The following is a 14362-nucleotide window of genomic DNA, read 5'->3' as shown; positions in this document are numbered from 1 at the left end:
GTGAGGCGTTTTCTTGGGTTGCTGGCCGCTTGGCCGGGCGTCGCGGCAGCGCAGGACGTGCCGGAGATCGTCGTTACCGGGCGAGGCCTTGCCGATGCGCCGGGCGACCGTGCGTTCGACATCGTGACGCTGGACCGCGACCGCATCCTGTCGTCGGCCAGTGGCCGGGTCGAGGACGTGCTGCGCGACGTCGCAGGCCTCCAGCAATTCCGCCGCTCCGATTCGCGCAGCGCCAATCCGACGTCGCAGGGGATTACGCTACGGGGCCTTGGCGGCAACGCGTCGAGCCGCGCGCTGCTGCTGCTCGACGGCGTGCCGCAGGCCGATCCGTTCGGCGGCTGGGTCGCCTTTCCGGCCTATGCCACCGACCGGTTGGGCCGGGTGCGCGTCACGCGCGGCGGAGGCAGCGGCGTGGCTGGCCCCGGGGCGCTTGCTGGCACGGTCGAGCTCGACAGCGCCGGTCCCGGCGATTTGTCGCCGCTATCGGGATCGTTCGCCTATGGCAGCCGCGCCTCGCTCGACGCGCGTGGTACCGCCAGCCTGACGCGCAGCGGCGGGTTCGCAACGCTGTCCGGCGCGTACGCGCGCGGCGACGGTTTCATTCCCGTCGTCCCCGAAAATCGCGGCCCCGCCGATCGCGCCGCACCGTTCGAACAGGCCAGCGCCGCCGCCCGCGCGGTCGTACAGGTGGGGAGGGCCACCGAACTACAGGCGAACGTCTCCGCCTTCACCGACCGCCGCGACCGCGGGCTCGACTTCACCCACAATCGCAGCGAAGGTGCCGATGCCAGTGTCCGGCTGGTGGGCCGGGGGCCGCTCGGCTGGTCGTTGCTCGGCTATCTCCAGACGCGTGCCTTCGCCAGCCGCTTCGCCAGCGTCGGGGCAGGGCGGGCATCGACCGCGCCGACGCTCGACCAGTATAACGTCCCCGCCACCGGCATCGGCGGGCGGGCCGAGATCGCACCGGCCCTCGGCGCGGTGTCGCTGCGGCTGGGCAGCGACCTGCGCGTCGTGACCGGCGAGACCCAGGAGCTTTATACCTATGTCGCGGGCAGTCCGACGCGGCGCCGCGTCGCAGGCGGGCGCAACACGACCGCCGGGCTGTTCGCCGATGCCAGCGCGACCGCGGGAGACCTGCTGTTCACCGCCGGTGGCCGGATCGATCGCTGGACGATCGCCGATGGCCGGTTGCAGGAGGCGGCGCTGACCGGCGCGACGCTGACCGACCAGCGCTTCGCCAACCGACGGGGGTGGCAACCGACCGGCCGCGCCGGCGTGGCGTGGACGCCCGATCCGGCGGTGACGCTGCGGATGGCGGGCTATCGCGGCTGGCGCCTGCCGACGCTCAACGAACTCTACCGTCCGTTTCGCGTCGGGGCCGATGCCACCGCCGCCAATGCCGCGCTGGCGCCGGAAACGCTGTGGGGCGGCGAGGCGGGAGTCGAGGTGCGGCCTGACAGCGGCATTCGGCTCGCGGCGACGGCCTTCGCCAACGACTTGCGGAACGCTATCGCCAACGTGACCGTCGCCAACGGGCCGGGGACCTTTCCGGGGGTCGGCTTCGTCTCTGCTTCGGGTGTCTTCCGCCGTCGCGCGAACCTTGACCATGTTCGTGTACGCGGAGCGGAAGTCGACGCGTCGGGCCGCTGGGGTGCAGTCGAGGCGCGGCTGTCCTATGCCTATACCGATGCGCGTGTGCGCGACGGCGGCACGCTCGATGGGTTGCGGCCGGCACAGACGCCGGCGCATAGTGCTTCGGCGACGCTCGGTTGGCGGCAGGCGCGATGGCAGGCCGCGGCGACCGTGCGCCATATCGCCGGCCAGTTCGAGGACGACGCGAACCAGCGAAGGCTGGCGGCGGCGACCACCCTCGACCTGATCGCAACGCTGCCCGCGACCCGCTGGATGGCGTTCGAGGCGCGGGCGGAGAATGTGACCGATACACGGGTCGAGGCGGCGATCGGCGGGGACGGCGTGGTCGAACGCGCAACGCCGCGTACGCTGTGGTTGGGGGTCCGGCTGGGCGGCTAGGAGGTTTACGTCAGGATTAGCCGTTCGTCCTGAGTAGCCGCTGCGCTTGTCGAAGCGGCGTATTGAAGGACCTTCTGGGGCGGGTGCTTCGATACGGGTCTTCGACTTCGCGCAACCCCTACTCGGCACGAACGGTTCTGATGACCGTCATCTCAGTCTAACGCCAAATCTCCAGCGCAAGCATCGGCGTCGCCTCAGCGGGCGAGATGCTGCCCTCAAGCCCCGGTCTGCGACGCCATACTGCCGCGCGGTTCGACCATCGACGGCACCGGACCGGTGGCGGGCCGCAACGCTTCACGATCGGCGGCGGACACGGGGGCAGTCGGATCGGGACGGAACGCTTCCGGTGCCCGATCGCCGGCCTCCGGACGCGGCTTGTCGAGCGCGAGGTCGGGCGCGGCATGGCCCTCGCTCGGCTTGCGGCGCGCCAGCAGGACGCCGAACAGCCCGACCGCGACACCCGTCGCCGCCAGTGCCACGGTGCGCAGGGTCGATACCCCGGCGGTGCGGGATTTCGGCTTGTGTTTCTTATGCTTGGGCATCGTCGATCCTTTTCACCTGTCGCCGGTCCAACGACCGGCGGGCGGACAGGTTCAATCGACGGTGTCGCTCCGGCGCGCGGTCGCCGCTTCGCGGATCAGCCGCTGTTCGGTCGTGCGTTCGGCGCGGTCGGCCATTTCGGTCCAGGCATGTTCGGCCCGGCGGCAACGATCGCGGACATTGTCGAGCGTCGCGGCTTCGGCATTGGCCCGTTCCACGGCGGCGCGGGCGCGGTAGGCTTCGGCGGTATCGGCCAAGATTATCCTCCCGTAGAGAAAGGGCGAGCGGAGATTGCTCCGCCCGCCCTCATGAATCAGTCTGCGGCGGTCAGGTTGACCGCGCTGACGCGGCCGCGCCGATCCTCTTCCAGCTCGTAGCCGACGCGCTGGTTCTGGTTCAGCGTCACCATGCCGGCGCGCTCGACGGCTGAGATGTGGACGAAGGCGTCGCCGCCGCCATTGTCAGGCGCGATGAAGCCATAGCCCTTGTCGATGTTGAAGAATTTTACGGTGCCAAGCGTGGCCATATGAGTTCCTTCCGGATGTTTCGGGCGGCGGAATTGCCCGTCACCCGTGCCTTAGGCAGCAGGGAAAGAAGGAACTTGCCGCAAAGCAGGAAACCATCGATTTGCGACTGTAGCGAAATAGATATGGGTATCGGCCCGCCCCCGGACAAGGAGCGAGCCGATTTAGTTCCGACGCTATCGTGCCGGATCAGCGGCAGCGTACATTGTTGCCGTTGCTGCGGTCGATCGCCTGACCGCCGGCCGCGCCAGCCGCGCCGCCGAGGATCGCGCCTAGCAGACCAGAGCCGCCCGGACGCAGCGCCGTGCCCAGCACACCGCCGGCGAGACCGCCGACGATCAGGCCGGTGGTGCCGTCGTTGCGGCGGCAATAATAGCGCCCGTCCTGCCCGACATAGACCCGGTCGTTCCGCGACAGGCGGCGTTCGCGATAGCGACGGTCGTCGCGGTAATAGCGGGCGGCGTCATAGCCGTTATAGGCCGGATCAGGCCGGTCATAGTCATAGCGGCCATAGCCCGCATCGGCATAGCGCGGACCGCCCATGCCATAATCGGTACAGCCGGAAACAAGGGTGGCAGCGGCCACAAGGCCGAGGGTGAGCGCACGCATGTCGAGCATCCTTCGCTTGATATCGATCAATCCCGAATGCGGGGGACCGGCGTAGGTTCCGACATTATACCGCGCGTCGTCGTTTGGTTGGCCGGTTACCAGCGTCCGCCGGCCGCCTCGATCGCAGCGAGCAGCGCGCGCTTGCTTTCGGTCCGGTTGGTGCCGGCGTTGCGGGGAAGTTCGGGATTGCCGAGCGCGGCGCGGCGTTCGGCAAGGCGCGCGGCAAAGGTCGCGTGATCAACCCGCGGACCGGGCCAGTCTTCGCTGTCTGAATTACAAATCGCCGACGCCATAATCGCCTGAACTTTCTTCCCGTACCCGGCGCTCAAGATAGTCTCGATCGAGGTCGGGATGAAGATGGAACAGCAGCCTTGCCTGTTCGATCCGATCCGGCGCGGTGCCGGATGCATATTGTCCCATCCGATCGGCGATCAAATCCTCCACGCCGAGAATGGCGAATGTCGCATCAGGCAGGATGTTTTCGATCAGGGGAATGCGGTTACGATCGACGAGGCCGTCGAGCGGCACGCTGCCGACGATTTCGAACCCTAGCGCCAGCTCCGGATGTATCCAGCCACGCGTAGCCACGCCTGCTCCGCTGGGACGGACGAAGCCGTGATCGCGCATCACCGCCTCCAGTTCGGACTGTACGGGCGAACACAGGTCGAAGTCACCCGTCGCAACCGCGCTACCCGACCAATATTCGACTGCTGCCCCGCCCACCAGGATCGGTCGGGGCTGGCCGGTGGCGCGCAACGCTTCGCTGACGGCAGCGAACATTAGCAACGCCGCCTCGAACGGAGCGCGCCAGACCGTCATTCCGCCGCCTGCGCCCTCGGCGTCAGCAACGGCTTGAGATACCGTCCGGTAAAGCTGCCCTCGACCGCCGCGACCACCTCCGGCGTTCCTTCCGCAACCACCCGGCCGCCCTTGACGCCGCCCTCCGGACCCATGTCGAGAATCCAGTCGGCAGTCTTGATGACGTCGAGATTATGCTCGATGACCACCACCGTATTCCCCTGCTCGACCAGCTGGTGGAGCACCTCCAGCAATTTCCGCACATCCTCGAAATGCAGGCCCGTCGTCGGTTCGTCGAGGATGTAGAGCGTATTGCCGGTCGCACGCCGCGCCAGTTCCTTGGCCAGCTTCACCCGCTGCGCCTCGCCACCCGACAGCGTCGTCGCCTGTTGCCCGACCTTGACGTATCCCAAGCCGACTTCGGCCAGCATCGCCATCTTGTCGCGGATCGGTGGCACCGCCTTGAAGAACTCGACTGCGTCCTCGACCGTCATGTCGAGCACATCGGCGATGCTCATCCCCTTGAACTTCACCTCCAGCGTTTCGCGATTATAGCGCGCGCCGTGGCACACGTCGCACGTCACATAGACGTCGGGCAGGAAGTGCATCTCGATCTTGAGCACGCCGTCGCCCTGGCACGCCTCGCAGCGACCGCCCTTGACGTTGAAGCTGAACCGGCCGGGCTTGTAGCCGCGCGCCTGCGCTTCGGGCAGTCCGGCGAACCAGTCGCGAATCTGGGTGAAGGCACCGGTATAGGTTGCCGGGTTCGACCGCGGCGTGCGGCCGATCGGCGACTGGTCGATGTCGATCACCTTGTCGAGATGTTGCAGCCCGGTGATCTTGTCGTGTTTGCCCTGCACGATCCGCGCACCGTTCAGCGTGCGCGCGGCGGCAGCATAGAGCGTGTCGATCGTGAAACTCGACTTGCCAGATCCCGACACCCCGGTGATGCAGGTGAAGGTGCCGAGCGGCAGCGACGCGGTGACGCCGGTCAGGTTGTTGGCGGTGGCATTGTGCACCGTCAGCTTCTTGCCATTGCCCTTGCGCCGCTTTTCCGGCAGCGGCACCATCCGGGTACCGTTGAGGTAATCGGCGGTGACCGACCCCTTGGCCTTCAAAATCTGCTTCAGCGTTCCCTTGGCGACGACCTCGCCGCCATGGACGCCGGCACCCGGTCCCATATCGATGACATAGTCGGCGGTACGGATCGCATCCTCGTCATGCTCGACCACCAGCACGGTGTTGCCGAGGTCGCGCAGCCGCCGCAGCGTCGCCAGCAGCATGTCGTTGTCGCGCTGGTGCAGCCCGATCGACGGTTCGTCGAGGACGTACAGCACGCCCGACAGACCGCTGCCGATCTGCGAGGCGAGGCGGATACGCTGGCTCTCGCCGCCCGACAGCGTCCCACTGGTCCGGTCGAGGTTCAGGTAATCTAGCCCGACATTGTTGAGGAACCCCAGCCGCTCGACGATCTCCTTGAGGATCGATTGCGCGATCGCTTTCTGCTGGTCGTTGAAATGCTCAGGCAGCGCTTCAAAGAACCGCAGCGCGTCGACCACCGAAAGGTGCGTGGCATAGGCGATATCCTGCATCGCCACCTTCACCGCCAGCGCCTCGGGCTTCAAACGCGCGCCATGACAGGTCTCGCACGGCTGCGACGCCTGGTATTTCGACAATTCCTCGCGCATCCACGCGCTCTCGGTCGACAGCATCCGCCGGTTGAGATTACCCAGCACGCCCTCGAACGGCTTCTTGACGTCGTACGACTTCTTGCCGTCGATGAAGGTCAGCGTCACCGGCTTGCCCGCGGTCCCGTGCAGGATCACCCGCTGTGCTTCCTCGGGCAAATCCTTCCACGCCGCGTCGAGCGAAAAGCCGTACGCCTTCGACAGCGACCCCAGCACCTGCATGTAATAGGGGGAGGGCGGGTTGGACTTCGCCCACGGCACCACCGCACCCTTCTTGATCGACAGTTCATGGTTGGGGACGATCAAATCCTCGTCGAACTCCAGCCGTTCGCCAAGACCATCGCACGCGGGACAAGCCCCCTGCGGCGCGTTGAAGCTGAACAGGCGCGGTTCGATCTCGCTGATCGTGAAGCCACTGACCGGACAGGCGAATTTTTCCGAGAACACGATGCGGTTGTCGGGAATGCCGGCGCCCTTCAGCTTGCCGGTCTGCGGCGCGGCCTCGGTCGCGCGGTCGCCCTGTTCGCTGTCCAGCGGCGGGTTGCCCGACTGCGCCTGCGCCACCGTCGTATCGACCAGATCGACATAGGCGAGGCCATCAGCCAGCTTCAGCGCCGTCTCGAAACTCTCGGCCAGCCGCGTCGCCGCCTCCGGATTGACGACCAGGCGATCGACGACGATCTCGATGTCATGCTTGAACTTCTTGTCGAGCGCCGGCGCGTCCTCGATCAGATGCACTTCACCGTTCACGCGCACGCGCTGGAACCCGGCCTTCTGCCACTCGGCCAGTTCCTTGCGATACTCGCCCTTGCGCCCGCGCACGACCGGCGCGAGCAGCAACAGCCGCGTCCCCTCGGGCAGCGCCAGCACGCGGTCGACCATCTGGCTGACCGTCTGCGCGCTGATCGGCAGGCCGGTGGCAGGAGAGAACGGCACGCCGACCCGCGCCCACAACAGGCGCATATAGTCGTAGATTTCGGTAACCGTCGCGACGGTCGAACGCGGGTTGCGCGACGTCGTCTTCTGCTCGATCGAGATCGCCGGCGACAGCCCCTCGATATGCTCGACATTGGGCTTCTGCATCAGTTCGAGGAACTGGCGCGCATAGGCCGACAGCGACTCGACATAGCGCCGCTGCCCCTCGGCATAGATGGTGTCGAAGGCGAGCGACGACTTGCCCGATCCCGACAGGCCGGTGATGACCGTCAGCGTATCGCGCGGGATGTCGATATCGACGCCCTTGAGGTTATGCTCCCGCGCACCGCGGACGGAGATATGGGTCAGGCTCATGCGGTCCGTTCTATCTTCGTTCTTTTGGATTGGCTAGACGCTGACATGGGGTCGGTCGACCGCCGTTGCGAGGGGGCTTTCCCGCGCCAGTCGAGCGAGCGGCGGTTGAGTTCAGCCAGATCGGTCTCGCCCGTGATCGCCGCTTCGCCCAGCGCAACTGCACGGGCAAGCGCGGCTGGGTCGGCATGGGCATAGGCGGGGCGCCCGGCGACATGGTCATACCAGACGCCGCCGAACGCATTGTCGAGCAGGATTCGCTGGAAACAATGGTCCGCCACCACCTGCCATCCGAGTGCCCGCGCCACCGCCGGCAACTCACGCCGCGTCAGGTCGAGCCAACGCGCTTCCAGCGCCGCCCGCAAGGTCATGCCGGCAACCGCACCTGCAACCGCCGCCAGCGCGCCTCGACGAAGCTGAACGCGCCGAACGCAACGAAGCCGATGCCGATCGCGGTCAGCAGCAACTGTCCGCCCGCCTGCCGCTGCAACAATGCCATGCCGCTCGCCATCCCGCCGGCTTCGTCGGCATCCGCCGCCCATGCCGCGCCCACGAACAGGACCGCGATCGCCGCGAACACCGCGGCGCGCGCGCCATAGCCGATGCGGCCCATGGTACAGACATAGCCGGGCACCGGCGTGCCACCCGACAAGGTGCGGGCGAACTCGCCGGTCCATGCCTTCTTCGCCTGCTGCGCCGCCGCCGCCAGCAACGCGATGGCGACCAGCGCCACCAGCAACTGCCCGCCCGGCTGGTCGAGCAGCCACGCGGTCCAGTCCTGCGCACTGTCCTCCCCGCCGACCCGACCGGTCGCCCGCGCGCTGTGTACCGCCAGTCGCGCGGCGGTCCACGCCAGCACGACATGGGCGATGCCGCTGACCGCGTGCCCTGCGCGGCGGAACGCGCCCTTCGCATCGCTGCCTTGCGCTTCGGGATCGAACAGCGCCTCGGTCAGTCGCCACAGCGCATAGCCTGCCAGCCCCGCCGCCATCGCCGCCAGCAGCCATTCGCCGAACGGCTCGTCGGCCAGGCTGGCGATCGCGCCCTGATTGTCGCCCGCCTTGCCCCCGCGCAGCGCCGCATCGATCGCGAACCAGCCGACGATGCAATAGACGATACCGCGGGCGGCGAACCCCAGACGGGCGAGCAGGGTAGCGCCGATGCGCATCGACATGGGGAGCGGACTTTCGAAATCGTTTCGCGGTCTCAACAGCCTGGGTCGGGGACGGTTCCGGCGATTGCGAACGGCATGGCGTGATGGCACCATTCGCAGCAAGGCAAGGGGGTATGCGATGCGGACGGTGATGTTGGCGGCGTTGATGGCGGGGCAGGCGGGCGGGGAGGCCCCGGCGCTGCAACCCTCCGCACCATGGGGCGTCGAATATGCCGATAGCCTGTGTACGCTCAGTCGTGCCTATGGCGATGCCGCGTCGCCGATCACGCTGGCGTTCCAGCCGAATATCTTCGGCGGGGTGATGAAGGCATTCGCGATGGGTACTGCGAGCCAGTTGGGGAAACCGGGTTCCGTAAACGTGACGCTGGCGATCCCGGGGCGCGACGGGCCGATCAAGACGCCCGGTACGCGGGTCCATTTACCGACCGGCGGCCGCGCAGTGATGCAATATATTCTGTCCCCCGACGCCTTCGAGTCATTAGCTGGCGTACCGTCGATAACGATCGATACGGCGAATGGTCCGCCTGTCACGGTTGCGCTGTCGCTCGGTAAATCGACCGTGGCGGCGCTGCGCCGTTGCGAAACCGATCTCCTCCAGAAGTTCGGCTATGATCCGGAAAAGGTGGCCCGGGTCGCTACACCGCCGAGTGGCGACATGGCCAGTTGGCTTACCGATCGCGATTATCCCCAGGCGGCATTGAAGGCGAAACAGCAGGGAAAGGCGTTTGTCGGGATGACCGTCGCACCCGACGGTCGCATCAGCGATTGTCGGATCCTGCAGACGTCCGGCGCTGCCGCCCTCGATCAGGCGACCTGTCCGATACTGGTCGAACGCATCCGCTTTCATCCGGGCCAGGATGCGAATGGCAAGCCGATCGAATCCTACAAGAGTTTGAATTTCAACTGGGTATTGCCGCGCTGATCAACACGCCTCACCGCCCGAACGGCAGCAGCGCCTCGTAGACCTCCCGCGGCGGCTTGTCCTGCACCGCCACCCCCTGCCGCAGGAGGAAGGCGTGGCGGACGATCTCCGCCTGTTGTTCGATGCCGTACGCCTCGAACGGTTTGCCGGCCACGATCGTGTAGCGATAGGTGCAGAACGGATGGCGCATCAGCGGCAACCAGTAGCGGCCGCGATGCTGCGTCTGGTGGATGTGCATCATCTCGTGCAGGAACAGCGCGGCTAGGTCGCGACCGGCGCTGGCGAAGTCGTCGCGGTAGAGCGTGCCGCCCGGATGGAAATGGATGCAGCCGGTTGGCGCCATCGCGACCTGTTTCGGCTGGAAGAACGCCCATTTCGCATGCGCCACCCGCGCCCGGCCGTAATCGATGCTGTCGCCGAACATCGTCCGGGCGAGTTCGGTTTCGGCCGGGGTCAGCAGACGTTTCATTCGGGCGCCGGATCGCCCGCGCCGACCAGCTTCGCATTCACGGTGATGTCCTCCCACCCGTCGAACCGGAAGGTTAGGGGGATCGTGCCGCCGGGCCGCACCTCGCCCTTCAGGTCGAACAGCATGACGTGCGCGCCGCCCGGTTGCAGCAGGACCTTGTTGTCCTGCGCAAACGAGAGTTCCTTCAGCGGGCGCATCGCCGCCATGCCGCCATGGCCGGTCATGCTCTCGTGCAGTTCGCTGCGCGCCGCCGCCGGCGTGGTGACGCCGATCAGCGCGATGGTCGACGATCCACCCGACACAGTCGCATAGGCCGCGGCTGGCCGTCCCGGCACGGCGGGCAGGCGGACCCAGGCATCCTCGACCCGCGGCGGGTTCTGGCATCCCGCCAGCGTGACCGCCACTCCCGCCAGCGCCATCCACCGTGTCTTCACGCCCACGCTCCCGTTTCGATACGGTTCCCTAAGCGCCACATAATCTTGCGGCAAGCCGAACCCTGCCTATATCCGCCCTCGGAACGACCCGGACGGCACCTCCCCGTGCCGATGGGTCCAGGCTTTATTTCAACCCGGGGGCCAATGAGGGACCATGGCTAAAGTTATCGGTATCGATCTGGGCACGACCAACAGCTGCGTCGCGGTGATGGAGGGCGGTAGCCCCAAGGTCATCGAAAATGCGGAAGGCGCACGCACCACGCCATCGATCGTCGCGTTCGCCAAGGATGGCGAGCGGCTGATCGGTCAGCCTGCCAAGCGGCAGGCGGTGACCAACGGCGACAACACGATTTTCGCGGTGAAGCGCCTGATCGGCCGCCGCTTCGACGATCCGGTCACCAAGAAGGATACCGAACTGGTTCCCTACACCATCGCGCGCGGCCCCAACGGCGACGCGTGGGTGAAGGCGGGCGGCGAGGAATATTCGCCGTCGCAGATCAGCGCGTTCATCTTGCAGAAGATGAAGGAAACGGCGGAGTCGTATCTCGGCGAAACCGTGACCCAGGCGGTCATCACCGTTCCGGCATACTTCAACGATGCCCAGCGTCAGGCGACCAAGGACGCCGGCAAGATCGCCGGCCTCGAAGTACTGCGCATCATCAACGAACCTACGGCGGCGGCGCTGGCCTACGGCCTCGACAAGGACAACAACAAGACCATCGCGGTCTATGACCTTGGCGGTGGCACGTTCGACATTTCCGTGCTGGAAATCGGCGACGGCGTGTTCGAGGTGAAGGCGACCAACGGCGACACCTTCCTTGGCGGCGAAGATTTCGACGCGAAGATCGTGCAGTTCCTCGCGGACGAGTTTAAGAAGGTCGAAGGCATCGACCTGACCAAGGACAAGCTGGCGCTCCAGCGGCTGAAGGAAGCCGCCGAAAAGGCGAAGATCGAGCTGTCGTCGGCGCAGACCACCGAAGTGAACCTGCCGTTCATCACTGCCGACGCGACCGGCCCGAAGCACCTCGTCAAGTCGATCACCCGCGCCGATCTGGAGCGTTTGGTCGAGGACCTCGTCAAGCGCACGCTCGAGCCGTGCAAGAAGGCGCTGGCCGATGCCGGCGTGCAGGCGAGCGCGATCGACGAAGTGGTGCTGGTCGGCGGCATGACCCGCATGCCGCGCGTCCGCGAAGTCGTGAAGCAGTTCTTCGGCAAGGAACCGCACACCGGCGTGAACCCCGATGAAGTCGTGGCGATCGGTGCCGCGATTCAGGCGGGCGTGCTGCAGGGCGACGTGAAGGACGTGCTGCTGCTCGACGTGACCCCGCTGTCGCTGGGCATCGAGACGCTGGGCGGCATCATGACCCGCATGATCGACCGCAACACCACCATCCCGACCAAGAAGTCGCAGGTCTATTCGACCGCCGACGACAACCAGGGGGCGGTGACGATCCGCGTGTTCCAGGGTGAACGCGAAATGGCGAGCGACAACAAGATGCTCGGCCAGTTCGACTTGGTCGGTATCCCGCCCGCGCCGCGCGGCGTGCCGCAGATCGAGGTCACGTTCGACATCGACGCCAACGGCATCGTCAACGTGTCGGCCAAGGACAAGGGCACCGGCAAGGAACAGCAGATCCGCATCCAGGCCTCGGGTGGTCTGTCGGACGGCGACATCGACCAGATGGTCCGCGACGCCGAACAGTTCGCCGAAGAGGACAAGAAGCGTCGTGCCGGCGCCGAGGCGAAGAACAACGCCGAATCGCTGATCCACACCACCGAGCGCCAACTCGCCGACAATGGCGACAAGGTCGACGCGTCGCTGAAGGCAGAGATCGAGGCGGCGGTCGCCGAGACCAAGTCGGCGGTCGAAAGCGGCGACGCCGATCGCATGACTGAAAAGAGCACCGCACTTGCGCAGGTCGCGATGAAGCTCGGCCAGGCGATCTACGAAAAGCAGCAGCAGGCCGAAGCCTCGCCTGCTGCCGATACCGGCGAAGCGAAGAAGGCCGACGACGATGTGGTCGATGCCGAATTCTCGGAAGTCGACGACAGCCGCAAGGCGTAAAACGGACGCCCCTCCCTCTCCCCTTGGGGAGAGGGCCGGGGAGAGGGCGAGTGGCGGGCGGTTCGTTGTGGACCGCCCCTCTCCCAAACCCTCTCCCCCGAAGGGGAGAGGGCTTTTTGATGACCACCGAAGTCGATTTCTACGAACTGCTCCAATGCGATCGCACCGCGGATGCGGGGACGATCAAGTCGTCGTACCGCAAGCTCGCGATCAAATATCACCCCGACAAGAATGCCGGCTGCAAGGATTCCGAGGCGAAGTTCAAGGCGATCAACGAAGCCTATGACTGCCTGAAAGACCCGCAAAAGCGCGCGGCCTATGACCGCTACGGCCATGCCGCCTTCCGCCAGGGCGCGGGCGGTGCCGGGGCCGGGGCACAGGATTTCGGCGGCTTTTCCGATATCTTTGAAAGCGTGTTCGGCGAATTCATGGGCGGCGGACGGCAGGGTGGCCGCGCCGGGCCGCGTCGCGGTGCCGACCTGCGCTACGACATGGAAGTGTCGCTAGAGGAGGCCTATCACGGCCACCAGACGGAGATCACCGTCGATGTCTCGACCAGCTGCGGCCCGTGTGGCGGCAGCGGCGCGTCGCCGGGTACCAAGGCGCGCACCTGCCATACCTGTGCCGGCCACGGAAAGGTGCGCGCGCAGCAGGGCTTCTTCGTCGTCGAACGCGCCTGCCCGACCTGCCACGGCGCGGGACAGGTCATCAGTGACCCGTGCCCGGTGTGCAACGGCGAAGGCCGCGTCGACCAGACCAAGACGTTGCAGGTCAACGTGCCCCCCGGCGTCGACGAGGGCACGCGCATCCGCCTGACCGGTGAGGGCGAGGCGGGCGCGCGGGGAGCTCCTGCGGGCGACCTCTACATCTTCCTGCATGTGAAGCGCCACGCGCTGTTCGAACGCGAAGGCACCGCGCTCCACGCCCGCGCACCGATCAGCTTCACGACGGCGGCGCTGGGCGGGGTGATCGAAATCCCCGGCCTCGACGGGCAGAAGCACAGCATCCGCGTGCCCGCCGGCATCCAGTCCGGCAAGGAACTCCGCCAGCGCGGCGCGGGCATGCCGGTGCTGCAGGGGCGGGGGCATGGCGACATGGTCATCCATATCGAGGTCGAGACCCCGACCCGCCTGTCGGCGCGGCAGAAGGAACTGCTCGAGGCGTTCCGCGAAACCGAAACCGGCGAGGAATGTCCGGAATCGAGTGGCTTTTTTGGCCGGTTGAAGACCGCGCTGGGCGGATAGGGCGCACCAACTCCTTTCGTCATCCCGGCCTGCGCCGGGATGACGAAAGGCCATCTGTCCGAGCATCCGGGAGCCTCCCATGCCTACCCGCTGGCGCCCAGCCACCCCCTCCGACGCCCCACAAATCGCGACTCTCGCCCACGCCGAACTCGGTGCCTATGGCGAGGCAGCCGACCTCTACGCCGAACGCATCGCGCTGGCACCCGAAGGCTGCTGGGTGCTGACGGACGGCGGCAACCTGATCGGCCACTGCATCAGCCATCCATGGCGCCGGCTTGCCCCGCCGACGATGCATACCCGACTGGGTTCGATCCCCGCAGGAGTCGATTGCTGGTACCTGCACGACGTCGTCGTCGCCCCCGCCGGGCGGGGGACGAAGGCAGTCGAACGCCTGCTCCCCATCCTCGCCACCACCGCCGCTGCGCACGGCATCGCCGTCCTCGCGCTGATCGCGGTCGGCGGCGCCGATGCGTACTGGGCACGGCAGGGCTTCGTCGCGGCCGATGGCGGCGCGGTCGGGTTCGGCCCGGACGCGGTGTATATGGAGCGGGCGGTCGGCTGACCGATGCTACCGTTC

16 protein-coding genes are annotated in these 14362 nt (G+C 66.7%); 5 read left to right on the top strand and 11 right to left on the bottom strand.

Annotated elements, in window-relative coordinates; all coding sequences use genetic code 11:
* Positions 1 to 2031 carry a TonB-dependent receptor gene (locus tag MF610_RS08635; RefSeq protein WP_242194908.1) on the top strand — a complete coding sequence of 677 codons (2031 nt, stop codon included), beginning with the start codon at positions 1 to 3 and terminating at the stop codon, positions 2029 to 2031.
* 215 nt (positions 2032 to 2246) lie between these two features.
* On the opposite strand, the gene MF610_RS08630 is transcribed toward MF610_RS08635, so the two are convergent.
* From MF610_RS08630 to MF610_RS08590, 9 genes are all read right to left on the bottom strand, one after another.
* Positions 2247 to 2573, bottom strand: coding sequence for a hypothetical protein (locus tag MF610_RS08630; protein ID WP_242194905.1), 327 nt, complete (start codon positions 2571 to 2573; stop codon positions 2247 to 2249).
* Positions 2574 to 2624: 51 nt separating this feature from the next.
* Complete coding sequence (locus tag MF610_RS08625; protein WP_125654449.1) at positions 2625 to 2828, bottom strand: hypothetical protein; 204 nt, start codon at positions 2826 to 2828, stop codon at positions 2625 to 2627.
* Between the two features lie 56 nt (positions 2829 to 2884).
* Complete coding sequence (locus tag MF610_RS08620; protein WP_242194904.1) at positions 2885 to 3097, bottom strand: cold-shock protein; 213 nt, start codon at positions 3095 to 3097, stop codon at positions 2885 to 2887.
* Positions 3098 to 3284: 187 nt separating this feature from the next.
* Positions 3285 to 3704: a hypothetical protein gene (locus MF610_RS08615; RefSeq protein ID WP_242194901.1), complete on the bottom strand. Its 420-nt coding sequence runs from the start codon at positions 3702 to 3704 to the stop codon at positions 3285 to 3287.
* Between the two features lie 95 nt (positions 3705 to 3799).
* Entirely contained in the window at positions 3800 to 3997 is a 198-nt protein-coding gene (locus MF610_RS08610; protein ID WP_242194898.1) for a hypothetical protein, read from the bottom strand.
* Positions 3978 to 4523, bottom strand: a complete 546-nt coding sequence (locus MF610_RS08605; RefSeq protein ID WP_242194895.1) for a hypothetical protein — start codon at positions 4521 to 4523, stop codon at positions 3978 to 3980. The genes MF610_RS08610 and MF610_RS08605 overlap by 20 nt, the downstream gene beginning before the upstream one ends.
* Entirely contained in the window at positions 4520 to 7480 is a 2961-nt protein-coding gene (uvrA, locus tag MF610_RS08600) for an excinuclease ABC subunit UvrA (RefSeq protein WP_242194892.1), read from the bottom strand. Before uvrA ends, MF610_RS08605 begins: the two co-directional genes overlap by 4 nt.
* Positions 7477 to 7848, bottom strand: a complete 372-nt coding sequence (locus MF610_RS08595) for a GCN5-related N-acetyltransferase (RefSeq protein WP_242194889.1) — start codon at positions 7846 to 7848, stop codon at positions 7477 to 7479. The genes uvrA and MF610_RS08595 overlap by 4 nt, the downstream gene beginning before the upstream one ends.
* A complete protein-coding gene (locus tag MF610_RS08590) occupies positions 7845 to 8651 on the bottom strand; it encodes a DUF1206 domain-containing protein (RefSeq protein WP_242194887.1) in 807 nt (268 codons plus the stop codon). The genes MF610_RS08595 and MF610_RS08590 overlap by 4 nt, the downstream gene beginning before the upstream one ends.
* Positions 8652 to 8769: 118 nt before the next feature.
* Between MF610_RS08590 and MF610_RS08585 the strand changes: the two genes are divergently transcribed.
* Entirely contained in the window at positions 8770 to 9573 is an 804-nt protein-coding gene (locus MF610_RS08585; RefSeq protein ID WP_242194885.1) for an energy transducer TonB, read from the top strand.
* A gap of 10 nt (positions 9574 to 9583) precedes the next feature.
* On the opposite strand, the gene MF610_RS08580 is transcribed toward MF610_RS08585, so the two are convergent.
* The gene (locus tag MF610_RS08580) at positions 9584 to 10042 is read right to left on the bottom strand and encodes a vgr related protein (protein WP_242194883.1); all 459 of its coding nucleotides are present in this window, start codon (positions 10040 to 10042) and stop codon (positions 9584 to 9586) included.
* A complete protein-coding gene (locus MF610_RS08575) occupies positions 10039 to 10476 on the bottom strand; it encodes a copper chaperone PCu(A)C (RefSeq protein ID WP_242194881.1) in 438 nt (145 codons plus the stop codon). Before MF610_RS08575 ends, MF610_RS08580 begins: the two co-directional genes overlap by 4 nt.
* 154 nt (positions 10477 to 10630) lie before the next feature.
* Between MF610_RS08575 and dnaK the strand changes: the two genes are divergently transcribed.
* The 3 genes from dnaK (at position 10631) to MF610_RS08560 (ending at position 14347) form a co-directional block, all read left to right on the top strand.
* Positions 10631 to 12541: a molecular chaperone DnaK gene (dnaK, locus tag MF610_RS08570; RefSeq protein WP_242194879.1), complete on the top strand. Its 1911-nt coding sequence runs from the start codon at positions 10631 to 10633 to the stop codon at positions 12539 to 12541.
* A 119-nt stretch (positions 12542 to 12660) separates the two neighbouring features.
* Positions 12661 to 13785, top strand: coding sequence for a molecular chaperone DnaJ (dnaJ, locus tag MF610_RS08565; RefSeq protein WP_242194878.1), 1125 nt, complete (start codon positions 12661 to 12663; stop codon positions 13783 to 13785).
* Positions 13786 to 13864: 79 nt separating this feature from the next.
* The gene (locus tag MF610_RS08560; protein WP_242194876.1) at positions 13865 to 14347 is read left to right on the top strand and encodes a GNAT family N-acetyltransferase; all 483 of its coding nucleotides are present in this window, start codon (positions 13865 to 13867) and stop codon (positions 14345 to 14347) included.
* Positions 14348 to 14362: the final 15 nt, after the last annotated feature.

This window comes from Sphingomonas hankookensis, from assembly GCF_022664465.1.
Taxonomy (GTDB): Bacteria; Pseudomonadota; Alphaproteobacteria; order Sphingomonadales; family Sphingomonadaceae; genus Sphingomonas; species Sphingomonas hankookensis.
The sequence above is the reverse complement of the archived record's forward strand: the minus strand, read 5'-3'. Positions and strand labels throughout refer to the sequence as shown.

Bases quoted from the DNA above. Each gene is read 5' to 3' on its own strand.
- MF610_RS08580 (WP_242194883.1), bottom strand. From the start codon at position 10,042: ATGAAACGTCTGCTGACCCCGGCCGAAACCGAACTCGCCCGGACGATG.
- MF610_RS08590 (WP_242194887.1), bottom strand. From the start codon at position 8,651: ATGTCGATGCGCATCGGCGCTACCCTGCTCGCCCGTCTGGGGTTCGCC.
- MF610_RS08560 (WP_242194876.1), top strand. From the start codon at position 13,865: ATGCCTACCCGCTGGCGCCCAGCCACCCCCTCCGACGCCCCACAAATC.
- uvrA (WP_242194892.1), bottom strand. From the start codon at position 7,480: ATGAGCCTGACCCATATCTCCGTCCGCGGTGCGCGGGAGCATAACCTC.
- MF610_RS08605 (WP_242194895.1), bottom strand. From the start codon at position 4,523: ATGACGGTCTGGCGCGCTCCGTTCGAGGCGGCGTTGCTAATGTTCGCT.
- dnaJ (WP_242194878.1), top strand. From the start codon at position 12,661: ATGACCACCGAAGTCGATTTCTACGAACTGCTCCAATGCGATCGCACC.
- MF610_RS08615 (WP_242194901.1), bottom strand. From the start codon at position 3,704: ATGCGTGCGCTCACCCTCGGCCTTGTGGCCGCTGCCACCCTTGTTTCC.
- MF610_RS08595 (WP_242194889.1), bottom strand. From the start codon at position 7,848: ATGACCTTGCGGGCGGCGCTGGAAGCGCGTTGGCTCGACCTGACGCGG.
- MF610_RS08610 (WP_242194898.1), bottom strand. From the start codon at position 3,997: ATGGCGTCGGCGATTTGTAATTCAGACAGCGAAGACTGGCCCGGTCCG.
- MF610_RS08620 (WP_242194904.1), bottom strand. From the start codon at position 3,097: ATGGCCACGCTTGGCACCGTAAAATTCTTCAACATCGACAAGGGCTAT.
- MF610_RS08585 (WP_242194885.1), top strand. From the start codon at position 8,770: ATGCGGACGGTGATGTTGGCGGCGTTGATGGCGGGGCAGGCGGGCGGG.
- MF610_RS08630 (WP_242194905.1), bottom strand. From the start codon at position 2,573: ATGCCCAAGCATAAGAAACACAAGCCGAAATCCCGCACCGCCGGGGTA.
- dnaK (WP_242194879.1), top strand. From the start codon at position 10,631: ATGGCTAAAGTTATCGGTATCGATCTGGGCACGACCAACAGCTGCGTC.